The sequence below is a fragment of the Aquimarina sp. 433 genome (assembly GCF_054054605.1).
This window is the reverse complement of record NZ_JBSWZK010000001.1, coordinates 211689-234579: the sequence shown is the minus strand read 5'-3', so window position 1 is coordinate 234579 and position 22891 is coordinate 211689. Positions and strand designations below refer to the sequence as shown.

The 22891-nt window shown below is 33.9% G+C and carries 17 protein-coding genes and 2 riboswitches; all 17 genes read left to right on the top strand.

Going from position 1 to position 22891, the window contains the following annotated elements:
* The first annotated feature begins 180 nt into the window (after positions 1-180).
* A riboswitch (SAM riboswitch) is annotated at positions 181-287 on the top strand.
* Positions 288-406: 119 nt separating this feature from the next.
* The 17 genes from ACWNT5_RS01050 to metH all read left to right on the top strand — a co-directional run bounded on the left by ACWNT5_RS01050 (position 407) and on the right by metH (position 22886).
* Positions 407-1696 carry an O-acetylhomoserine aminocarboxypropyltransferase/cysteine synthase family protein gene (locus tag ACWNT5_RS01050; RefSeq protein WP_299603165.1) on the top strand — a complete coding sequence of 430 codons (1290 nt, stop codon included), beginning with the start codon at positions 407-409 and terminating at the stop codon, positions 1694-1696.
* Between the two features lie 67 nt (positions 1697-1763).
* On the top strand, positions 1764-2744 hold the full coding sequence (locus ACWNT5_RS01045; protein ID WP_456516355.1) for an alpha/beta fold hydrolase: 981 nt from the start codon (positions 1764-1766) through the stop codon (positions 2742-2744).
* A 13-nt stretch (positions 2745-2757) separates the two neighbouring features.
* Positions 2758-5169, top strand: a complete 2412-nt coding sequence (thrA, locus tag ACWNT5_RS01040) for a bifunctional aspartate kinase/homoserine dehydrogenase I (RefSeq protein WP_456516354.1) — start codon at positions 2758-2760, stop codon at positions 5167-5169.
* Between the two features lie 30 nt (positions 5170-5199).
* The gene (locus tag ACWNT5_RS01035) at positions 5200-5625 is read left to right on the top strand and encodes an OsmC family protein (protein WP_299603157.1); all 426 of its coding nucleotides are present in this window, start codon (positions 5200-5202) and stop codon (positions 5623-5625) included.
* Positions 5622-6800: a trans-sulfuration enzyme family protein gene (locus ACWNT5_RS01030; protein WP_456516353.1), complete on the top strand. Its 1179-nt coding sequence runs from the start codon at positions 5622-5624 to the stop codon at positions 6798-6800. Before ACWNT5_RS01035 ends, ACWNT5_RS01030 begins: the two co-directional genes overlap by 4 nt.
* 109 nt (positions 6801-6909) lie before the next feature.
* Positions 6910-10119: a type IX secretion system sortase PorU gene (porU, locus tag ACWNT5_RS01025; RefSeq protein WP_456516352.1), complete on the top strand. Its 3210-nt coding sequence runs from the start codon at positions 6910-6912 to the stop codon at positions 10117-10119.
* A gap of 164 nt (positions 10120-10283) precedes the next feature.
* Positions 10284-10550, top strand: a complete 267-nt coding sequence (locus tag ACWNT5_RS01020) for a DUF2061 domain-containing protein (protein ID WP_299603149.1) — start codon at positions 10284-10286, stop codon at positions 10548-10550.
* A gap of 29 nt (positions 10551-10579) precedes the next feature.
* Positions 10580-11206 (top strand): phosphoadenosine phosphosulfate reductase domain-containing protein, encoded by a 627-nt coding sequence (locus tag ACWNT5_RS01015; protein ID WP_456516698.1) that lies wholly within the window; start codon positions 10580-10582, stop codon positions 11204-11206.
* 48 nt (positions 11207-11254) lie between these two features.
* Positions 11255-12193: a sulfate adenylyltransferase subunit CysD gene (cysD, locus tag ACWNT5_RS01010; protein ID WP_456516351.1), complete on the top strand. Its 939-nt coding sequence runs from the start codon at positions 11255-11257 to the stop codon at positions 12191-12193.
* A 157-nt stretch (positions 12194-12350) separates the two neighbouring features.
* Positions 12351-13598 carry a sulfate adenylyltransferase subunit 1 gene (locus ACWNT5_RS01005; RefSeq protein ID WP_456516350.1) on the top strand — a complete coding sequence of 416 codons (1248 nt, stop codon included), beginning with the start codon at positions 12351-12353 and terminating at the stop codon, positions 13596-13598.
* Between the two features lie 107 nt (positions 13599-13705).
* Positions 13706-15796: a HEPN domain-containing protein gene (locus ACWNT5_RS01000; protein ID WP_456516349.1), complete on the top strand. Its 2091-nt coding sequence runs from the start codon at positions 13706-13708 to the stop codon at positions 15794-15796.
* Between the two features lie 51 nt (positions 15797-15847).
* Entirely contained in the window at positions 15848-16615 is a 768-nt protein-coding gene (cobA, locus tag ACWNT5_RS00995; RefSeq protein ID WP_456516348.1) for a uroporphyrinogen-III C-methyltransferase, read from the top strand.
* A gap of 160 nt (positions 16616-16775) precedes the next feature.
* Positions 16776-17378: a precorrin-2 dehydrogenase/sirohydrochlorin ferrochelatase family protein gene (locus ACWNT5_RS00990; RefSeq protein ID WP_456516347.1), complete on the top strand. Its 603-nt coding sequence runs from the start codon at positions 16776-16778 to the stop codon at positions 17376-17378.
* A complete protein-coding gene (locus tag ACWNT5_RS00985) occupies positions 17365-18420 on the top strand; it encodes an NAD(P)/FAD-dependent oxidoreductase (RefSeq protein WP_299603136.1) in 1056 nt (351 codons plus the stop codon). Before ACWNT5_RS00990 ends, ACWNT5_RS00985 begins: the two co-directional genes overlap by 14 nt.
* Before the next feature lie 83 nt (positions 18421-18503).
* A complete protein-coding gene (locus ACWNT5_RS00980) occupies positions 18504-18824 on the top strand; it encodes a 2Fe-2S iron-sulfur cluster-binding protein (RefSeq protein WP_219006710.1) in 321 nt (106 codons plus the stop codon).
* Positions 18825-18915: 91 nt separating this feature from the next.
* Positions 18916-19022, top strand: a riboswitch (SAM riboswitch).
* 165 nt (positions 19023-19187) lie between these two features.
* The gene (locus ACWNT5_RS00975) at positions 19188-20189 is read left to right on the top strand and encodes a homocysteine S-methyltransferase family protein (RefSeq protein WP_299603129.1); all 1002 of its coding nucleotides are present in this window, start codon (positions 19188-19190) and stop codon (positions 20187-20189) included.
* A gap of 3 nt (positions 20190-20192) precedes the next feature.
* Positions 20193-22886, top strand: coding sequence for a methionine synthase (gene metH, locus ACWNT5_RS00970; RefSeq protein WP_456516346.1), 2694 nt, complete (start codon positions 20193-20195; stop codon positions 22884-22886).
* Positions 22887-22891 lie beyond the last annotated feature (5 nt).

The window sequence follows — 22891 nt, the reverse complement described above, 5'->3', positions numbered from 1 at the left end:
AATTCGGCAAAGGTAAAAAAAATGATAATATTCGAAAGTATTTAACGTATCATTAATTTATTTACAAGAAGAAAAACTTTTAGAGGGTGTTTTTTTAGATCAAAATAATTTTTAAGACAAATTGTTTCTAGTTGAAAAATAATTCTTAGTTTTGCTTCGAAGTTTCTTATACATGTTAGTAAGTTATTAAGAAAGGTGGAGGGAATAGACCCTATGAAACCTTAGCAACCCTTTAGTCATAAAGAAGGTGCTAAATTCTATTCGTCATTTGACGAAAAAGATAACTCAATGCAATTACTATTCTTGTAATTGTTATTTCCTTTCTTTTTAATTTTCCATGCAGCCACTTTAAGTGACTGATGTATTTGAATTTTATCAATTATTTAAAATTTAAAAATAGAAAATTATGAGTGCACAAAAATTTGCAACAGAAGCTTTACACGCAGGTCACGATGTTAAAACTAACGGCGGAACCAGAGCAGTTCCGATCTACCAAACAACATCTTACGTTTTTAATGATGCAGATCATGCTGCTAATTTATTTAACTTATCAGAGCCAGGATTTATTTATACAAGACTAAATAATCCTACAAATGATATTTTAGAACAACGATTGGCAGCTTTAGAAGGAGGTATCGCAGCAGTTGTTACTGCATCAGGAACCGCTGCCATAAATACTACCTTACTTACGCTTCTTAAATCAGGAGATCATATAGTAGCTTCTAGTAGTCTATATGGAGGAACCTATAATCTATTAAATGTAACATTACCAAGATTTGGAATTACTACCACTTTTGTGGATCCTTCGGATGCTGAAAACTTTAAAAATGCCGTTCAGGAAAATACCAGAGTATTCTTTGTAGAATCCTTGGGTAATCCTAAACTAGATGTTCTGGATCTTAAAGCTATTTCTAAAGAAGCAAAAGCTTACAAAGTGCCTTTAATTGTGGATAACACAGTGGCTACACCAGCATTATTAAACCCAATTGAACACGGTGCCAATATTGTAATCCATTCGTTAACAAAATATATCAGTGGTAATGGAACTTCTCTTGGAGGTGTTGTCATAGATGCAGGAACTTTTGATTGGTCAAGTGGGAAATTTCCAGAATTTACCGAGCCTTCCGCAGGATATCATGGTTTAGTATATCATGATACATTGGGAGCTGCAGCTTTTATTGCTAAAATTAGAATAGAAGGCTTGAGGGATCATGGTGCTGCTTTAAGTCCTTTTAACGCATTCCAAATTTTACAAGGTTTAGAAACACTTGAGATTAGAATTAAAAAGCACAGCGAAAATGCATTAGCATTAGCTAAATGGTTACAAGAGCAAGATGAAGTGACTTGGGTAAAATATCCAGGATTGGAGAGCGATACCTATCATGAGCTTGCTAATAAATATCTTCCAAAAGGACAGAGTGGTATTATTACTTTTGGTGTAAAAGGAGGGTTTGATTCTGCTAAAACTGTAGCGAATGAGACTGAGATTTTCTCTTTATTGGCAAATATTGGAGATTCTAAATCTTTAATTATCCATCCAGCAAGCACTACACATCAACAGCTTACTCCAGAACAGCAAGAATCAACAGGAGTTACACAGGATTTGATTAGACTTTCTGTAGGGTTAGAAAATGTAGAAGATTTAAAAACAGATTTAAAAGGAGCCTTTGCAAAAGTAGCTCAAAAAGTTAATTAAGAATCATATATCAGGTTGATGGTTAATTCTTATTCTTTTGAAGATGAATAAGGGTTAGCCATATCAGATGAAGTTACATAATTCTATGCTTCAAAAAGTTCAAATAACGGATTTTATAACAGTAAATGGGCAAAAAGTAGCACAATTTCCTTTGTTCTATGAAGTGTTTGGAAAACCATTGAATACAGCTCCTATAGTTTTAGTAAATCATGCTTTGACTGGGAATTCTAATGTCTGTGGAACAAATGGTTGGTGGAATGGGCTTATAGGATCTGGTAAATGTATCGATATCAATAAATATACAATAATTGCTTTTAATATTCCGGGTAACGGTTATGATGGGGATGAAGATAATTTGATTTCCGATTATCAATTGTTTACTGCGAGAGATATCGCCAGGATTTTTGCTGAAGGGTTAGAACAATTAGATATAAAAACATTGTACGCCGCCATTGGTGGGTCTGTCGGTGGGGGAATAGCATGGGAATTAGCAGCATTGAAGCCAAAGCTGATTAAACATTTAATTCCAGTAGCTACGGATTGGAAATCTACAGATTGGTTAAAAGCAAATTGCTTGGTACAACTACAAATTTTGCAGAATTCTAAGAATCCTGTTTATGATGCTAGATTACATGCCATGTTGATTTATAGATCTCCGGAATCTTTTAAACAGAAATTTGATAGAAGTTTTAATGATGAACAGAAGATGTATAATGTAGAAAGTTGGCTGTTACATCATGGAGAAAAATTAAAGGAACGGTTTACACTTTCAGCATATAAGCAACTCAATTATATTCTAGCTAATATCGATATAACAGAGGGAAGAGGAAGCTTTAGCGATGTGGTAGCTACAATAGCATCTGATATTCATATCATAAGTGTGAATTCAGATGGTTTTTTTACTGCTAGTGAAGATATGGCCACTTTTGAAGAACTTAAAAAGGTGAAAACAAATATTGCACATCACATGATAGATTCAGTGCATGGACATGATGCTTTTTTAATAGAATTTGATCAGCTAGGTGAATTGTTATCTGATGTATTTTAAAATTAATTAGAAAATGAAAATTCTAAAATTTGGAGGAAAATCACTTGCCAATGGAAAAGGAATCCATAAAGTGGTAGATATAATAGAAGATAAGGCAAAGAGTGGAGAAGCTTTGGCTGTTGTACTTTCTGCTAGAGGGAAGTCCACTGATGAGTTGGAAGAAATTTTGGAAAAAGCAGTAAATAATGAAAGCTACCAAGAACAGCTTGCTGCATTCAAAAAATATCAATTGGCAGAGTATGCTAATTTCAATGCAGATATAGAATTTGAAACCTTGGATAAATTATTTGAAGGAGTTTCTTTATTAGGTGATTATAGTAAAAGAATCAAGGATCAAGTATTATCTCAAGGAGAAGTGATTTCTGCTAAATTGCTTACCCATCTGCTGCAGGAAAGAGGTGTAAATGCTAATTTTACAGATAGTAGAGCTTTAATTAAAACGGATGCTACCTTTGGAGAAGCACAACCGCTAGAGAAGTTATCTAAAGAAAATGTGGTGAATCATTTTAAAAAGTATAACGGAGATACAGTAAATATAGTAACTGGTTTTATAGCTTCGAATACGAAGAATGAAACAACTACTTTGGGTAGAAATGGAAGTAATTATACGGCTGCATTATTAGCAAACTATTTAGATGCAGAGGAGTTGCAAAACTTCACCCACGTAAATGGTATTTATACAGCGAACCCAGATCTGGTAGCTGATGCCAAAAAAATAGAAAAGCTATCTTTTACAGAGGCTAATGAATTAGCTTATTTTGGAGCTAATATTTTACATGCAAAAACCATTATTCCTTTAATCGAGAAGGATATTCCATTACGAATTTTAAACACCTTTGATCATAATGATAATGGGACATTAATTACTTCTGAAGCAAGTAAAAAAGGAATTAAATCTTTGTCTGTTTTAGAAAATGTGTCTTTAATTAATTTAGAAGGAAGGGGACTTCTTGGAAAAGTAGGAGTAGATGCTAGAATATTTACAGCGCTTGCTTACAAGAATATAAGTGTAAGTATTATTTCCCAAGGTTCTTCAGAAAGAGGGATAGGATTAGTGGTAGCTTCAGAAAAAGCAGATGAAGCCAAAAAAGTCCTGGAACAAGAATTCGAAGTGGATTTTCAGACACAAGATGTAAATACGATTACGGTAGAGGATGAGGTTTCTGTAATTTCTATTATCGGACAGGATTTAAGTACGTTTCATAGACCATATAATGCACTCATTAAAAATCAGGTTATTCCGTTACTTTTTAATAATACTGTTTCTGGCAATAATGTGAGTCTGGTCGTTTATAAAAAGCAGCTTAATAAGGCTTTAAATGTAATTCATGGAGAGATTTTCGGAGTAACGAAAAAAATTAATATTGCCATTTTTGGTCATGGATTGGTTGGAGGAACCTTAATCAATCAAATTTTAGAGTCTGCGGAGAAAATTAAAAAAAGAAAAAAAATCGACCTTAATATTTTTGCAGTAGCAAATTCCAGAAAGGTGCTTTTGGATCCAAAAGGAGTGGATGCTAATTGGCAATCAAATATAAATGAAGGAATAGCTTATAGTATTCAGGATATAATTGATTTTGCCAACCAATACCATTTAGAAAACTTAATTGCAGTGGATAATACAGCAAGCAAGGAGTTTACTGATAATTACCTGAAGTTAGTAGAGAATGGTTTTGATATCGTGTCTTCTAATAAGATTGCGAATACTTTAAGTTTTGATTTTTATAAAAATTTACGAAGTAAATTAGAACAGTATCAGAAACAATATTTATACGAAACTAATGTAGGGGCAGGTTTGCCTTTAATTGATACGATAAAACTGCTACATTTATCGGGTGAAAATATTACCAGAATTAAAGGTGTTTTTTCGGGATCTCTTAGTTATTTATTTAATACGTTTTCTAAAGAGGATGGAGTATTCAGTGAAGTATTACAAGAGGCAATGGATAAAGGGTTTACAGAGCCAGATCCAAGAGAAGATTTATGTGGAAATGATGTAGGTAGAAAGCTATTGATTTTGGCAAGAGAGTTAGACCTAAGTAATGAGTTTGTAGATATCAATATTCATAATTTGATTCCTGAAAACTTACAAGGCGGTGATGCGAGCAGTTTTTTGAATAAGATAGAAGAGTTAAACCCTGTTTATCAAAAAATAAAAGACGAGCAGCAGCCTAACCATGTTTTACGCTATATTGGTGATTTACATGGTGATTTATTCGAAGAGAAAGGAATTTTAGATGTTACGTTAGTATCCGTACCAGAAAGTAGCGCGTTAGGTCAGGTAAAAGGATCCGACTCTATATTCGAAATTTACACAGAATCTTATGGAGATCAACCGATCGTAATTCAGGGAGCAGGAGCGGGAGCAGCTGTTACTGCTAGAGGAGTTTTTGGTGATATTTTGAGATTAACAGAAAAAGGATAAACTTAGCGAATAAAGAAACTTAAAAATAAAATGAAAATACAACTCAAAAGAATAGATAGCGATTACCATTTCGAATTAAAGAATGAAAGAGGTCATGTGACCTATATTGATAGTAAAGCCGAAGTGGGTGGACATGATCTTGCGCCAAGCCCAATGGAATATGTGTTGATGGGAGTAGCAGGATGTAGTGCTATTGATGTGATTTCTATATTAAAAAAACAACGACAAGAGATTACAGAGTACAGGGCAGAAGTAGATGGAACACGTGTAGCAATAGACGGTGCAAAACCTTTTAAAGAAATTTCGGTAACTGTATTTTTAGAAGGAGAAATCTCGCCAGAAAAGGCAAAAAGAGCTGCTCAGTTATCATTTGAAAAATATTGTTCAGTTTCTAAAACACTAGAACCAACAGCTACAATCAATTATAAAGTTGTAGTGAATAACGAAGAAGTATGAGCTTAAAAAGCCACAATTTTGAAACCCAAGCAATAAGGACTCAAACCGAAAAAACTCAGTTCTTAGAGCATTCTACTCCAATGTATATGACATCGGGATTTGTTTTTGAAGATTCCGAAGAAATGAGAGCTGCATTTGCTGAAGAAAAAGATAGAAACCTATATAGTAGATTTAGTAATCCTAACACAACAGAATTTGTAGATAAAATTTGCAAGCTGGAAGGAGCAGAAGATGGATATGCATTTGCAACTGGAATGGCAGCTGTATTTTCTACGTTTGCAGCATTATTAAATGCTGGCGATCATATCATTTCAGCAAGATCAGTGTTTGGGTCTACCCATTCTCTTTTTACAAAATATCTTCCTAAATGGAATATAGAAACTAGTTATTTTAAGGTTAATGAAGTAAATACGATAGAGGGTCTGATACAGTCTAATACCAAGATTATTTATGCAGAATCTCCAACGAATCCAGGAGTGGACGTTTTGGATTTAGAAGTTTTAGGGGTAATTGCTAAAAAGCATAATTTATTATTGATAATTGATAATTGCTTTGCAACACCTTACTTACAAAACCCAATAAAATTTGGAGCGGATTTAGTAATTCATTCTGCCACAAAATTGATTGATGGTCAAGGTAGAGTTTTAGGTGGTGTAACTGTTGGTAAAAAGGAATTGATTCGGGAGATCTATCTTTTTTCGAGGAATACAGGACCTGCTTTATCTCCTTTTAATGCTTGGGTGTTGTCTAAAAGTCTAGAAACACTAGCGGTTAGAGCGGATCGTCATTGTGGGAATGCATTGAAATTAGCAGAATTCTTAGAAGAACATCCAAAGGTGAATTGGGTGAAGTATCCTTTTTTGAAATCACATCCGCAATATGAAGTAGCCAAAAAACAAATGAAACTTGGAGGCAATATCGTAGCCTTTGAAGTTACGAATGGAGTAGAAGGAGGGAAAACTTTTTTCGACAGTATTCAAATGTGTTCGTTATCTGCGAATTTAGGAGATACTAGAACCATTGTTACCCATCCAGCATCTACTACACATAGTAAATTAGCAACGGAGGATAAACTTTCTGTAGGGATAACAGATGGAATGGTAAGGTGTTCAGTTGGTTTAGAACATATTGATGATATTATCGCGGATATAGAACAAGCCTTGGAAAAGATATAATGGTATAATATTTGGATATTCCAACACTAAAAATATAGTACATTTAACAGATGCTTTTGTGTAATTTAATTTGTTTTCAAAAGAATTTAGTTGGTGTAATTAATTTAGTATGAATAGACTAAATGTTATTAGTTTTTGCTTCCTTGCAGTTCATTTTGTTGCATTATGCACCGGAAGGATGGATGCATTAGCACATGCGAATCTGCAACAACCTTCATTCCAAGAAGCATCTAAAATTCCATTATCGAACTCAGTTTTAACAACAGGAAATTGGTATAAGTTTTATGTGGCTAAGACAGGAGTTCATAAAATCTCATATCAATTTTTGATAGATTTAGGGTTGGATGTTTCTAATATAGATCCAGCCACTATAAAAGTTTATGGTAATGGTGGTTCTATGTTACCGTTAAGAAACAAAGAGAATACTACTTTTGATTTAATAGAGAATCCAATAAAAATTGTTGGAATTAAAGATGGTAAATTATCTAAAGATGCTTACATCTTATTTTATGGTCGTGGTACTAATGAATATAATTCTGATAGTAAAACCCACGTAAATTTATATGATGATAGATCATTTTATTTTATCACTGCAGATGGTAAAAAAGGAAAGCGTATTTCTGAAGCTAAGAATTCAATTAAAAAAGGTGATACGCTCATTACATCTTTTATAGATTATCAGTTTCATGAAATTGATGATTTTAACCTTGGTTTAATGGGGCGAAGATGGTTTGGTAATAAAATGAAAGAAAATGAAGAAAAAAGCTTTTCTTTCCATTTTCCTAATAAAGTAGATACAGCATCTATCCACTATACGTTGATTGCTGCTAACCAGTCCTATAAACCTTCTATACTAGAAATTGAAATTAATGAGAGAGATCTGGAGAAGATTAGCTTTCCATCATCTTCTAATAATGTATTCGCCAGAGAAGGTCGATTGCAAAAAAACTTTAGCACAGATTCAGATTCTATACGTTTTGGTTTAAAGTACTTTGTTAATGAAAAAGCCTTAGGAAAAGCCTTTATAGACTATATAAGTGTGTCTACAGAAAGACTATTGATAAATACGGATAAACCTTTAGAATTTGGAACGCCGCTTTCTCGAAATATAGATAAAATAGCAACAGTACAGCTATCAAATGCTGGTAAGATTGAAGAAGTGTGGGATGTTACAAATCTTTCGGAGCTTACTGCCTATAAAAACCATTCGCTTCAAAATACATTTGATTTTAATATTCGAATGAATCAAGAAAGAAAGTTCGTCTCTGTCTTTTTTAATCATTTTTACACTCCTTTGCTACTAAAAGAATCGAAAGTAGAAAATCAGAATTTAAAAGGGACCATTTTTTTGGATGATACAGGCAAGTTCTTAGATATTGATTATTTGATTATTACCACACACGAGATGTTAGGAGCAGCAAACAAATTAGCAAATTTTCATAGAGTTCATAATGGTCTTAAAGTAAAAGTAGTTTCATTACAAAAAATTTATAATGAGTTTAGTAGTGGAAAAAAAGACATAGGCGCCATTCGGAATTTTATTAGGTATGTGTATAGTAATGCTTCTGAAGAAAATAAAAGAGTTTCTTATGTCTGCCTCATGGGTAATGCTACGATAGATTACAAAAATAAGTTAGAAGGAGTTTCACCTCTTGGAACTTTTAAAAAAAATGATGTTCCTAGTTTTATAAGCTACAATAGTTTTTCTAATACAAGATCATATATTTCAGATGATTTTTTTGTTATGATGGATCCCGAAGAAGGAACGATGCAGTTAAAAGATGACTTGGATATTGTAATAGGGAGAATATTGGTAAACGATGCAAAGGAAGCAGATGAGTTTGTCAATAAATTTATAGGATACCATCAAAAGAGTTCTTTAGGGGATTGGCGAAATGATATACTATTACTTTCTGATGATATCGATAAAAGATGGGAAAGAGGGATTCAGGAAAATCTGGATAAATTGTCGGATTCAATAGTTGTGAAATATCCTTTTTTGAATATTTCGAAGATGTATAGTGATTCATATCTGCAACATACCTCTTTCAGTGGCCAAAAATATCCTAAAGTCACTTCAGATCTAGTGAAAAGAATTCACAGAGGTGCAGCAGTAGTTGATTATTTCGGGCATGCAGAAGAAGAAGGTTTTGGAATTGAATTCTTTTTTACTAAAAAAGAAGCCAGGGAATTAAAAAATATCAATCGACTTCCTTTGTTTATTACTGTTACTTGCTTGGCTACCCGTTTTGATAATCCGCATACAACTTCTGTGGGAGAGTATCTTTTTAAGAATCCGGAAGGAGGAGCAATAGGTTTAATTGCAACAACAAGAGAGATTTTTTTGAGTAGTGGGATTAGAATAAATAATAAAGTTATAAGGTCTTTGTTTTCAGAGAATGGAGCATCATTAAAACCAGCAGAAGCAGTCTTGAAGTTAAAAAATAGTTCACGATTTCATGATAAAAGAAATGTGTTTTTTATTGGTGATCCAGCAATGTCGCTTCAATTGCCTTCTGCTGGAGTTCAAATAACTCATGTTAATAACATACCGATCGATAAGTTTAAAGATACGTTGAAGGTGTTAGATAAAGTAAAAATATCCGGGCAATTGATAAATGATAAAGGAAGAGTTAAGAAAGATTTTAAAGGTAATATACAACTTACAGTTTTCGATAGAGAAAAAGATAGGGAAACATTGGCAAATGATCGAATTAAAGATGCAAAAGGTGATTTGATAAGGATGAATTATAAGAGTCAAGATAAGGTTGTTGTTCGAAGTAATGCAAGAGTTAAAAAAGGACGATTTGATATCAGTTTTGTGTTGCCAAAAGATATGGATGTTGCTGTGGGAACTAGAAAAATAAGTTTATATGCTCAAGAGGATAATACTACAAAAGACTTATTTGGTGTATATGACAAAGTTTTAATGGGAGGTATAAATAATGCTGTAGCAAAAGATGTCAAAAGCCCTAAGGTTAAAATGCTTTTAGGAGGTAAAGAGATTAAAGATATTAATGTTATTACCTCTAATACGAAAATGGAAGTATTTATTAGTGATGAAAGTGGTATAAATCTTTCAGAAGGTCTTGGGCATCAGATAGAATTGATCATTAATGGTGATGAAGAAAAGAGGGTTATTCTTAATAATTCTTTCAAAAATCAAAACGACACTTATAAAAACGGCGTAATAGAATACGCGTTAGAAGATATAAATCCTGGATATCATAGTCTTCGTTTTAAAATATGGGACAACTTCAACAATAGTACCACTATAAAAACAGATATTATTATGATTGATTCAGAGGATTTAAGATAATTTGGTTAATAATCTACTAATCTACTAGGGTTTTTATTAATAATATCATAATTATTTCATTTCTAGTAATTTTTTAAAGTTTTTTGGACTTAATAATAGAATTTTATATCTACATTTGTTTAGTAATCTACTATTCCGATAGGGTAATAGGTTTTAATTAAAAAATGGTTGTAGATCAAATGATATTAGATAAAGTAGCTACGAAAAAAACATCGTACGAAACTGATAGAGCTTCAGAAAAGCCTTTGCGCAGTGTTGCAAAAGCTATTAGCTGGAGAATCGTTGGTACGTTGGATACATTGATAGTTTCTTATGTGTTAACAGGAGAGATCGCTCTAGCTACATCTATCGCATCAATTGATTTTGTGACAAAGATGATATTGTATTTCTTTCATGAAAGAATTTGGAATCGAATCAAATGGGGAAAATAATTGCTATTACAGGAAAAGAGAAATTAAAGATGAACTTTACAGAAAAAGACATAGAAAGATTGAATAATACTTTAAAGGATAAGAGTCCTTTAGAAATTGTTCAATGGGCTGTTTTAAATGCAAAAACACCTGTGGTAACAACTAACTTTAGACCTTATGAAGCCGCCATATTAAATGTATGTGCTCAGGCTTTATCGGATATTCCAGTGATTTGGTGTGATTCAGGTTATAATACACCGAATACATATAGACATGCTGAGGAAGTTATTGAGTTATTGAAATTAAACATTAAACTGTATGTTCCTAAGCAAACTTCTTCTCATAGAGATGTGGTGATGGGGATTCCTGATATCGAGGATCCTAAGCATAAGTTGTTTACCGAACAAGTAAAGCTAGAACCTTTTAAGAGAGCAATGACAGATTTTAAACCAGATGTTTGGTTTACTAACCTGAGAAAAGGACAAACAGCGTTAAGAGATTCACTTGATATTTTGAGTTTGAGTGGAGATGGAGTGCTTAAAGTAAGCCCATTCTACTATTATAGTGATGCAGAGTTAGATGTGTATTTAGAACAGCATAATTTACCAAACGAATTTAAATATTTTGACCCTACCAAAGTGTTAGGAAACAGAGAGTGTGGATTACATACTAATTAATCTGGTGTAGTAGTGTAGGACGTAAAAAAGAAGATTAAAAAACATTATATGGAAGTGATTGAACATATAAAAGAACAAGTTTTGGATAAAAAAGTACTAGGAGTAAATCCTTTGGAAAGTGAAGCAATTTATATTTTTAGAGAAGTAGTTGCTCAGTTCGAGAAGCCTGTATTACTTTTTTCGGGTGGGAAAGATTCTATTACATTAGTGCGACTGGCACAGAAAGCATTTTATCCTGCTAAAATCCCATTTCCTTTATTGCATATTGATACGGGGCATAATTTTCCAGAAACTATCGAATTTAGAGATCGCTTAGCAGAAGAGCTAGGAGTAGAGTTAATTGTGCGTAATGTTCAGGATTCTATTGATCAGGGCAAGGTAGTCGAAGAAAAAGGAAAATACGCTAGCCGTAATAGTTTACAAACTACAACGCTTTTGGATGCTTTAGAAGAATTTAAGTTCGATGCTGCAATCGGTGGTGCTAGGCGTGATGAAGAAAAAGCTAGAGCCAAAGAACGTATTTTTTCTGTAAGAGATGATTTTGGTCAATGGGATGAGAAAAATCAGAGGCCAGAATTGTTCGATCACCTCAATGGCAAAATAGATTTAGGACAAAACGTGAGAGTATTTCCTATAAGTAACTGGACCGAATTAGATGTTTGGAGTTATATCCAGAAGGAAGGGATAGAAATTCCATCGATTTATTTTGCACACAAACGTAAAACGTTTGTTAGAGATGGTATGATATGGTCTGCAGAAGATGATATCGTGCATAGAGAAGAGGATGAACTGGTAGAAGAAAGATTGGTTAGATTTCGTACAGTTGGTGATATGTCATGTACTGCTGCTGTGCTTTCTGATGCAATTACCATCGACAAAGTAGTTGCGGAAATAAGAGAGTCAACAATTTCAGAAAGAGGAGCTCGTATCGATGATAAAAGATCGGAAGCGGCAATGGAAAAAAGAAAACAACAAGGATATTTTTAAAATGAGTTTATAGTTGTTAGTTAATAGTGCTATGTGGCTAGCTAATTATAAAATGGTGATAAAGAATTAAAAAAATATAGGTGATAGTCTTTTTGCTAATCAATATTATAAAATGTAACGATCAACAATTAACTATTAACCTTCAACCAAAAAAGAAATGGACGTACTAAAGATAGCAACAGCAGGAAGTGTAGATGATGGGAAGAGTACTTTGATAGGTCGTATTTTATACGATACAAAATCATTGACTACCGATAAGTTAGAGGCTATAGAAACTAGAAGTAAAGCAAACGGATTTGATTATCTTGATTTTTCATTGGCTACAGATGGATTAGTAGCAGAAAGAGAACAGGGTATTACAATCGATGTTGCTCATATTTACTTTTCAACAAAAACCAAAAGTTATATTATAGCGGATACTCCAGGACATATAGAATATACCAGAAATATGGTTACAGGAGCTTCTACATCCCAAGCTTCTATTATTTTGGTAGACGCTAGAAAAGGAGTAATAGAGCAAACATACCGACATTTTTTTATCAATAATCTGTTAAGGGTTAAAGATGTTATCGTTGCAATTAATAAAATGGATTTGGTTGATTTTTCAAAAGAGAAATATGATGCTGTTAAGTCTGATTTTGAGAAGCTAATTGCTAAAAGTGATTATAAAGAGCAAAATGTTACATTTATTCCTGTTAGTGCTTTACAAGGGGATAATGTTGTTACTAAATCTGAAAATACGCCTTGGTATGATGGTCAAACTTTGTTAGAGCATCTAGAAGAATTAGATGCGCAAGACGTATTTGAAAAAGCAGAGGTGCGTTTCCCTGTACAAACAGTGATTAGACCTAAGAAAGATGAATTCCATGATTTTAGAGGATATGCAGGTAAGTTGTACGGAGGAGATCTTTCGGTTGGAGATGAGGTTACTATTTTACCGTCTTTAACAACGTCTAAAATAAAAGAAATATTCTTTTTTGATCAGCAATTTGATACAGCAGGTAGAGGTAGTTCTTGTACATTAACCTTAGAAGATGATGTAAACGTTAGTCGTGGAGATATGATTGTAAAATCATCAGAACAACCAAAAGTAGAAAAGCAATTATCAGCTACAGTTTGTTGGATGGATAATAAGAATTTAAATCCAGGAACTAATTATTTGATTCAGAGTGGGAGTAGCAGAATTTTAGCAAAAGTGAAGAATATTAGTGGTACAATTGCTACAGATTTTTCTGGAGAAGATACAGAGCAAAATTCATTAAGTCTTAATGAAATTGGGAAGGTTCAGATACAATTAAGTAAGCCTTTGGCTATTGATTCTTATAGTAAGAATAAAGCCTCGGGATCATTTATATTAATAGATTCTCAAACAAACAATACCGCAGGCGTTGGTTTTATAGACTAGTTAAATGGCCAACATTTACAAATAAAGAAACAAGAATTTTTAAGAATTAAAAATTGAATACAAAAGTCATAGGTACGTCTTTTTTTAAGCTTTAAACACGAAAAAAAATGCAAAGTTTTAGAACAGAAATAGAAAACCCAGTTGTCGAAAAAGACATTATAGAATTAGCAAATAAAATTGAGCAATTCCATAAAGGGAAAATCGATGAGGAAAAATTTCGTAGCCTTCGTTTAGCAAGAGGTGTATATGGGCAGCGTCAGGAAGGAGTGCAAATGATTCGTATTAAACTACCTTATGGTAAGGTTTTAAGTAATCAGCTACGAAGAATTTGTGAGGTTTCTGATGAGTATTCTAGAGGTAGATTGCATATTACGACTAGACAAGATATACAAATACACTATGTGGATTTGAATAGGACTCCAGAACTTTGGGCAGAACTAGAAAAAGATGATGTGACCCTTAGAGAAGCTTGCGGTAACACAGTGCGTAATGTTACAGCTTCTGAAACTGCAGGGATTGATCCAAGAGAGCCTTTTGATGTTTGCCCATATGCAGATGCATTGTTTCGTTTCTTTTTAAGAAATCCTATTTGTCAGGAAATGGGGCGTAAATTCAAGGTGTCTTTTTCTGGAACAGAAGAAGATACAGGATTGTCATATATGCATGATTTAGGATTTATTGCTAAGATAGAAAATGGTATAAGAGGATTTAAAGTGATGTTAGCAGGTGGATTAGGGTCACAACCAAGACATGCAGATGAGTTATATAGCTTTTTACCAGCTAACAAAATAATTCCTTTGATGGAAGGAGTGTTAAGAATTTTTGATCGTCATGGTGAGCGTAAAAGTAGAGCCAAAGCGAGAATGAAGTTTTTAGTTAAGAATATTGGCTTAGACGCTTTTAAGGAATTATTAGAGGCAGAGCAAAAAGCTATAGCGCAAAAAACAGTGGAGATAGATGCTGAAAAATATGTAGCATCCGTTCCAGTTGATGTTGAAGCACCTGTGGTAGAAATTAAAGATCAAAAAGCTTTTGATTTATGGAAATCTACCAATGTGATCACACAAAAACAGGATGGATATGTTGCTATTGGAATCAAGGTTTTATTAGGAGATTTCTACACTGATAAGGCAAGATTATTAGCAGATTTAGTAGAAAAATACGCAGCAGGAGAATTAAGGTTATCACTGCGTCAAAATATTTTAATTCCTTTTGTAAAAGAAAATTTAGTGCCTTTCTTCTATCAAGAATTAGAAAAGTTAGGATTTGTTGAAGCAGGTTATAATAAAGCAATTGATATTACTGCATGTCCAGGAACTGATACGTGCAATTTGGGAATAGCAAGTAGTACCGGTATTGCAGAAGAATTAGAAAGAGTTATAAAAACAGAATACCCTCAATATTTAGAAAAAGAGGATCTTGTAATTAAGATCAGTGGATGTATGAATGCCTGTGGACAGCATAATATGGCAAATATTGGTTTCCAAGGGATGTCTGTTAGAACAAAAGATAAGTTAGTAGCGCCAGCGCTTCAAATATTATTGGGTGGAGGAAATCTAGGAGATGGTAAAGGTCGATTTGCAGATAAAGTGGTTAAAGTACCAAGTAGAAGAGGACCAGAGGCTTTACGTAGAATATTAGATGATTTTGAAGCAAATTCGAATGGAAGAAAATTTGTAGAGTATTATGCAAACCAAGGAGAAAAATATTTCTACGATTTTCTAACAGACTTATCAAATGTGGATAATCTTACCCAAGAAGATTTTATCGATTGGGGAAATGAAGAGGAATATGTAAAAGCGATTGGAATTGGAGAATGTGCAGGTGTAGTCATAGACTTAATTGCTACTTTGTTCTTGGAAAGTGAAGAGAAAATTGAAAATGCAAAAGTATCTTTTGAAAACGAAGTCTACTCAGACGCAGTTTACCATGCTTATAGTTCTCTTGTTAACTCTGCAAAAGCCCTATTGTTAGCGGAAAATAAGAAGACAAATACACATGCAGGTATTATCAATCAGTTTGATGAAGAATTTGTGTCAACTGGCAAAATAAATCTAGATGGAACATTCGCAGATTTGATATATCAGATTCAAAGAAATGCACCAAGTAAGGATTTTGCAGTGGATTATATTAAAAATGCAGGGCAATTTTTGCAAAAAGTGCAAGCGTTTAGAGCACTTGAAGTGGAAAATGTATAATATCTTTACATTATAAGAATTTGGGATAATAAATTATGTAAGTAGATGAAAATGAGTAGCAAGATACCAAAGTTAACAGTTGTAGGAGCAGGTCCTGGGGATCCAGATTTAATTACATTAAAAGCTATCAAAGCATTAGCATCAGCAGATGTTGTATTATACGATGCATTGATTAATGAATCTCTTTTAGAATATGCTCCGAATGCCGAAAAAATATTTGTAGGTAAACGAAAAGGGTGTTACGCTTATCAACAAGAACAGATTAATGAATTAATTATTAGTAGAGCAAAAAGTCATGGACATGTCGTTCGATTAAAAGGAGGAGACCCTTTTATTTTTGGACGTGGAGCAGAAGAAATTGATTATGTGCAAGAATTTGGAATTGAAACAAATATGGTTCCTGGGATATCATCATCTCTAGCGGTACCAGCATATCAAGGAATTCCACTGACAAAACGAGGTTCATCCGAGAGTTTTTGGGTGATCACTGGAACAACAAAATCTCATAAATTATCACAGGACGTTTGCCTGGCAGCTAAATCTAATGCGACTGTGGTAATTTTAATGGGAATGAGCAAGTTAAGCGAAATTGTTAGTATCTTTGCAGCCGAAAATAAACAAGAGGTTCCTGTAGCTGTTATCCAGAACGGAACAACTGATAATGAGAGGTTTGGATATGGTTCGATTGGAACTATAGAACAAGTAGTTTCAGAACAAAAATTGTCTTCACCTGCCATTATTGTAATCGGAGAAGTAGTGAAACAAAGAGCTAAATTAGCTTCTATTTGTAAGAATATAAAAGAAGAAATCGTATCTTGATAGTTCAGGATAGCAATAAAGATGAAACGAGTATTGAAAAATTTAATATTTGTTTGAAAAAAGAAAATGTTTAAATTTTTAATACGAGAACAGAGTGGTTACACAGGTTCTCAATTTTATAATTAATTTATTATTGAAATAATTAATAAAATTTAAGCGTGTGAAAGAAAGAAATAATTTATATCCCGTTTTTCTAAAGGTTAGAAATCTCGAAATTCTAATTGTAGGAGGAGGAAATGTGGCCGAAGAAAAACTAACGTTCTTATTAAAATCGAGCCCGGATGCTAAAGTAACAATGGTGTCTCCAATGTATAGAGAAGATACTGTGATTCTGGCAAAAAAGTTCGGAGTAAAAATGATAAAAAAGAAATATCACAGACGTTTTCTGAAAGGAAAACATATAGCAATTGCTACTACAGATGTTCCAAAAGTCAATATACAAGTGTATAAAGATTGTAGGAAAAGAAGTAAATTGGTGAATGTAGCAGACAATCCTCCATACTGTGATTTTTATATGGGAGGTATTGTAACCAAAGGTAATGTGAAAGTGGCTATTTCGACCAACGGAAAGTCACCGACCACAGCCAAAAGACTACGTCAGTTTTTTGAAGAAGTAATTCCAGAAAATATTGATGACTTAGTCAAAAATTTAAATGAATATAGAAAAACAATAAAAGGTGATTTCGAGGAAAAAGTGGAAACACTCAATGAATTTACCAAAGGATTAATAGGAAAAAAAGAAGTTGAACATGATCAAGACTGATATTCTAATCATCGGAGCAGGACCAACAGGTTTATTCACTGTTTTTGAAGCAGGATTATTAAAATTAAAAACACATCTTATCGATGCGTTGCCACAACCAGGTGGTCAATGCTCGGAAATATATCCTAAAAAACCGATTTATGATATTCCTGGATTTCCAGAAATTTTGGCTGGAGATTTAGTAAATAATTTAATGGAGCAGATAAAACCTTTTGAACCAGGTTTTACTTTAGGAGAAAGAGCTGAAACAATTGAGAAATTGGAAGATGATACCTTTTTGGTGACTACCAACAAAGGAACGAAACACAATGCTCCTGTAGTAGCGATTGCTGGAGGATTGGGTTCTTTTGAGCCTCGTAAACCACCAATTCCTAATATTGCGGATTTCGAAGATAAAGGAGTGGCATACATTATTAGAGATCCTGAGGTGTATAGAGACAAAAGAGTAGTAATCGCCGGAGGTGGAGATTCTGCTTTGGATTGGACTATTTTCCTTGCAGATGTGGCAAGTGAGGTTACTTTGGTACACAGAAGGAATGAATTTAGAGGTGCTTTAGATTCTGTAGAAAGAGTAGGTGAATTAACTAAACTGGGTAAAGTAAACTTAATTACCGAAGCCGAAGTAAAAGAAATTAAAGGAGAAGATCACGTTACAGGTGTTGGAATCAAACACAAGACACAAGGAGATATTAATGTAGATACAGATTACTTTATTCCATTATTCGGATTATCACCAAAATTAGGTCCAATTGCAAATTGGGGATTAGAAATAGAAAAGAATGCTATTAAAGTTGATAATTCGTATGATTATCAAACAAATATTCCAGGTATCTATGCTATAGGTGATGTAAATACCTACAGGGGAAAGCTTAAGTTAATACTTTCTGGATTCCATGAAGCTGCCATTATGTGTCAGAGTGCCTATCAAAGAATCTTCCCTGATAAAAAATATGTGATGAAATATACTACAGTAGGTGGAGTAGAAGGATTTGATGGATCTAAAAAAGAAGCCAAAAAAGAGGTAGTAAAAGCAATCGTATAAGACTTATAAATTTCTTTCCTCGTAAGTAATACTGATCATTTTCGGTATATTTACGAGGATTTTTATACCCTTAAAGCAATAATATGTCAGACGTTACTATAAAGATAAAAGATAGAGAAGGAGAAATTCATGAAGTACAAGCTCCTACTGATATGGCAATGAACCTAATGGAGGTGTGTAAAGCTTATGAACTTCCGGTAGAAGGTACTTGTGGCGGAATGGCTATGTGTGCATCTTGTCAATGTTATATTTTATCAGATCATGAGCTTCCAGAAATGGGACAGGATGAGGACTTAATGTTAGCAGAAGCTTTTTATGTAGAGGATAATAGTAGACTTGGATGTCAAATTCCGATCACTCCAGAATTAGATGGATTGGAGATTGAATTAGCTCCAGAATCCTAAAAAAATAGATTAAACTTGCAAAATAAATGGCTATGTCTTTTATTTGTAAACGTTTTACGTAGATACGTCTACGCAGTTCATAAATTTAATTATGTTATCAAGAAAGGTGGAGGGAATAGACCCTATGAAACCTTAGCAACCCTTTATCTGTTAAAGAAGGTGCTACATTCTATTCGTTTCATACGAAATAGATAACAATGATGTATGGCTCAGCCTATTTCCATTTATTTTTCTTGATATAGTGATTATTGTATGATTGATAACCTATTTCTAGTACTGTTATTTTAGTATTAGACAGAATGTTTTTCATATATGGAGATCTTTTTATTGATCAAATTATATATGTAATTATTGGATTTTTAAATGAAGGATATACAAAAAATATTAGAGGAAAGAATCCTTGTGTTGGATGGAGCAATGGGGACTATGCTACAACGTCATAAGTTTACCGAAGAAGATTTTAGAGGCGAAAGGTTTAAGGATTGGAAAGTTCCAGTTCAAGGGAATAATGATTTATTGAGTATTACGCAACCCGAAGCAATTAAAGAAGTACACCGTTTGTATTTTGAAGCTGGTGCGGATATTGTGGAAACCAATACTTTCTCTGGAACAACTATTGCGATGGCAGATTACGAAATGGAAGAATTAGTATATGAATTAAACTTTCAATCTGCCAAGATAGCTAAAGAGGTGGCAGATGAATTTACTGCTAACGAACCTAATAAGCCACGTTTTGTTGCTGGATCTATTGGGCCTACCAATAGAACTGCAAGCATGTCACCAGATGTAAATGATCCTGGTTTTAGAGCGGTCACTTTCGATGAGTTAAGGATAGCATATAAACTACAGGTGGAAGCATTATTAGATGGAGGATCTGATATACTTTTGGTAGAAACTGTTTTTGACACATTGAATGCAAAAGCTGCTCTTTTTGCAATAGAAGAAGTAAAAGACGAAAGAAATATAGAGGTGCCAATTATGGTAAGTGGAACCATAACAGATGCAAGTGGGAGAACACTATCTGGTCAGACAGCGGAGGCATTTTTAATTTCTGTTTCGCATATTCCTTTATTGTCTATAGGATTTAATTGTGCCTTGGGAGCAAATCAGTTAACTCCACATTTAGAGGTGCTATCACAGAAAGCTGATTTTTGGGTGTCAGCACATCCCAATGCAGGATTGCCAAATGCTTTTGGAGAGTATGATGAAACTCCAGAGCAAATGGCAGATCAAATAAAAGAATATTTAGACAAAAATTTGGTAAATATTATTGGAGGATGTTGTGGAACTACTCCAGAGCATATCAAGGCAATTGCAGATATTGCCAAAAAGTATCAACCAAGATCATTAGAAGCAGTGATTTAGATTATGGCGGTAAAGGAAAAAAGAAAATACTTAAAGTTATCCGGACTTGAGCCGATGATTGTTTCGGCTGATACGAACTTTATAAATGTTGGTGAGCGTACTAATGTAGCAGGATCTAGAAAATTTCTTCGTCTCATCAAGGAGGAAAAATTTGATGAAGCACTTGATATTGCCAGACATCAGGTAGAGGGAGGAGCTCAGGTGATCGATATCAATATGGACGATGGTTTGATAGACGGAAAAGAAGCTATGGTAAGGTTCTTGAATCTTATTATGGCAGAACCCGATATTGCCAGAGTGCCAATCATGATTGATAGCTCTAAATGGGATATTTTAGAAGCAGGATTACAAGTCGTGCAAGGGAAATGTGTAGTAAATTCTATCAGTCTAAAAGAAGGAGAAAAAGAGTTTATAGCACATGCCAAAAAAATCAAGAGATATGGAGCAGCAGTAATTATAATGGCTTTTGATGAGGTTGGTCAGGCAGATAATTATGAGCGCCGTATTGAGATCTCTAAAAGATCCTATGATATCCTAGTTAATAAAGTTAATTTTCCTCCAGAGGATATCATATTTGATTTAAATATATTTCCAGTAGCTACTGGAATGGAAGAACATCGTAAAAATGCGATAGATTTTATTGAGGCTACGAGATGGGTAAGAGAAAATTTACCTCATTGTAGTGTCAGTGGTGGAGTTAGTAATGTTTCTTTTTCCTTTAGAGGAAACAACGTGGTTAGAGAAGCCATGCATTCTGTGTTTTTATATCACGCTATTCAGGCAGGAATGAATATGGGGATTGTAAACCCTACAATGCTTGAAGTATACGATGATATACCTAAAGATTTATTGGAATATGTAGAAGATGTGATCTTAGATCGAAGAGAGGATGCAACTGAACGTTTACTTGATTTTGCCGAAACCGTAAAAGGAACTAAAAAAGAACAAACAGTTGATCTTTCCTGGAGAGAAGAACCTTTGCAAGACCGGATAACCAGAGCATTGGTAAAAGGAATTGATCAATACATAGAAGAGGATGTAGAGGAAGCGAGACAAGCAGCCGATAAACCTATTGAGGTAATTGAAGGTAATCTGATGACTGGAATGAACGTGGTTGGAGACTTATTCGGTTCGGGAAAAATGTTTTTACCGCAAGTTGTTAAATCAGCTAGGGTTATGAAAAAAGCAGTTGCTTACTTATTACCGTATATCGAAGAAGAAAAGAAAAACAACCCAAGTTCAGCCGAAGGAAATGGTTCTGCTGGAAAAGTATTAATGGCTACTGTAAAAGGAGATGTTCATGATATTGGTAAGAATATAGTGTCCGTTGTATTAGGGTGTAATAATTATGAGATTGTGGATCTAGGAGTTATGGTACCGCCGGAGAAAATTATTCAGACTGCAATTGATGAAAGTGTTGATATCATTGGATTAAGTGGGTTAATTACTCCGTCTCTGGATGAAATGGTCTTTTTAGCCAAAGAAATGGAACGTAGAAATTTTAAAATTCCATTATTGATTGGAGGAGCAACTACTTCTAAGGCACATACCGCGGTAAAAATAGATCCGCAATATCAAAATGCTGTGGTACATGTAAATGACGCATCAAGAGCAGTTACCGTGGTAGGAGATCTTTTGAATAAAAGAAGTAATCAAAAATATGTAGGTGCATTAAAAGAAGACTATGAGAAATTTAGAGAGAGCTTCTTAAAAAGAACAAAAAAGAAGGAGTACCTATCGATTGAAGATGCAAGAAAAAATAAATATACCATCGACTGGAACACTTCCGAAATTACAGAACCAAATGAGTTAGGGGTTCGGATTATCGAAGAGTTTGATTTAAAAAAGCTAGAGCCATATATTGATTGGACTCCATTTTTTAGGTCTTGGGATCTTCATGGGAAATATCCAGCTATTCTAAATGATGAAATTGTAGGAGAACAAGCTACTTCCTTATTTGCAGACGCGAAGGAATTAATGGGCAAAGTACTTAATGAAAGATTACTAAGTGCAAAAGCAATATTTGGGTTGTTCGAAGCGAATACCATTAATGATGATGATATAGAGGTTAAAACTAATTCTGGAAATTTTGAATTTAGAACTCTTAGACAGCAATTAAAAAAGCATGCAGGTAAACCCAACTTTGCGTTAGCCGACTTTGTAGCTCCAAAAGAATCTAAAAGACAAGATTATATTGGATGTTTCTGCGTTACTACAGGATTTGGGACCAAAGAGCTGGCAGAGGATTTTGAAAAAGAACATGATGATTATAATTCAATTATGATTAAAGCTTTAGCAGATCGTTTGGCCGAAGCTTTCGCAGAATATCTACATGAAAAAGTAAGAAAAGAACATTGGGGATATGCTAAAGAAGAAAAACTGTCTAATGATGAGTTAATTAAAGAAGTTTATAAAGGGATTAGACCTGCACCAGGATATCCCGCTTGTCCGGATCATCTCGAGAAACTAACAATCTGGGAACTATTAAAGGTAAAAGAAAATATAGGAGTTGAACTTACTGAAGGTCTGGCGATGTGGCCGGCAGCTTCGGTTTCGGGATATTACTTTGCTAACCCTGAAGCAAGATATTTTGGTTTGGGAAAAATAAAAGAAGATCAAGTCAAAGATTTTGCTTCAAGAAAAAATATCGACTTCGAGCTGGCAAAAAAGTGGTTAAGTCCTAACCTAGTAGAATAAAAAAT

Excerpts from the sequence above, each read along its gene's own strand:
- ACWNT5_RS01045 (WP_456516355.1), top strand. The coding sequence starts at position 1,764 with ATGAAGTTACATAATTCTATGCTTCAAAAAGTTCAAATAACGGATTTT.
- ACWNT5_RS00985 (WP_299603136.1), top strand. The coding sequence starts at position 17,365 with ATGATCAAGACTGATATTCTAATCATCGGAGCAGGACCAACAGGTTTA.
- ACWNT5_RS01050 (WP_299603165.1), top strand. The coding sequence starts at position 407 with ATGAGTGCACAAAAATTTGCAACAGAAGCTTTACACGCAGGTCACGAT.
- ACWNT5_RS01005 (WP_456516350.1), top strand. The coding sequence starts at position 12,351 with ATGGACGTACTAAAGATAGCAACAGCAGGAAGTGTAGATGATGGGAAG.
- ACWNT5_RS01000 (WP_456516349.1), top strand. The coding sequence starts at position 13,706 with ATGCAAAGTTTTAGAACAGAAATAGAAAACCCAGTTGTCGAAAAAGAC.
- porU (WP_456516352.1), top strand. The coding sequence starts at position 6,910 with ATGAATAGACTAAATGTTATTAGTTTTTGCTTCCTTGCAGTTCATTTT.
- cysD (WP_456516351.1), top strand. The coding sequence starts at position 11,255 with ATGGAAGTGATTGAACATATAAAAGAACAAGTTTTGGATAAAAAAGTA.
- ACWNT5_RS01035 (WP_299603157.1), top strand. The coding sequence starts at position 5,200 with ATGAAAATACAACTCAAAAGAATAGATAGCGATTACCATTTCGAATTA.
- ACWNT5_RS00975 (WP_299603129.1), top strand. The coding sequence starts at position 19,188 with ATGAAGGATATACAAAAAATATTAGAGGAAAGAATCCTTGTGTTGGAT.
- metH (WP_456516346.1), top strand. The coding sequence starts at position 20,193 with ATGGCGGTAAAGGAAAAAAGAAAATACTTAAAGTTATCCGGACTTGAG.
- ACWNT5_RS01020 (WP_299603149.1), top strand. The coding sequence starts at position 10,284 with ATGGTTGTAGATCAAATGATATTAGATAAAGTAGCTACGAAAAAAACA.
- ACWNT5_RS01030 (WP_456516353.1), top strand. The coding sequence starts at position 5,622 with ATGAGCTTAAAAAGCCACAATTTTGAAACCCAAGCAATAAGGACTCAA.
- thrA (WP_456516354.1), top strand. The coding sequence starts at position 2,758 with ATGAAAATTCTAAAATTTGGAGGAAAATCACTTGCCAATGGAAAAGGA.
- ACWNT5_RS01015 (WP_456516698.1), top strand. The coding sequence starts at position 10,580 with ATGAACTTTACAGAAAAAGACATAGAAAGATTGAATAATACTTTAAAG.
- ACWNT5_RS00980 (WP_219006710.1), top strand. The coding sequence starts at position 18,504 with ATGTCAGACGTTACTATAAAGATAAAAGATAGAGAAGGAGAAATTCAT.
- cobA (WP_456516348.1), top strand. The coding sequence starts at position 15,848 with ATGAGTAGCAAGATACCAAAGTTAACAGTTGTAGGAGCAGGTCCTGGG.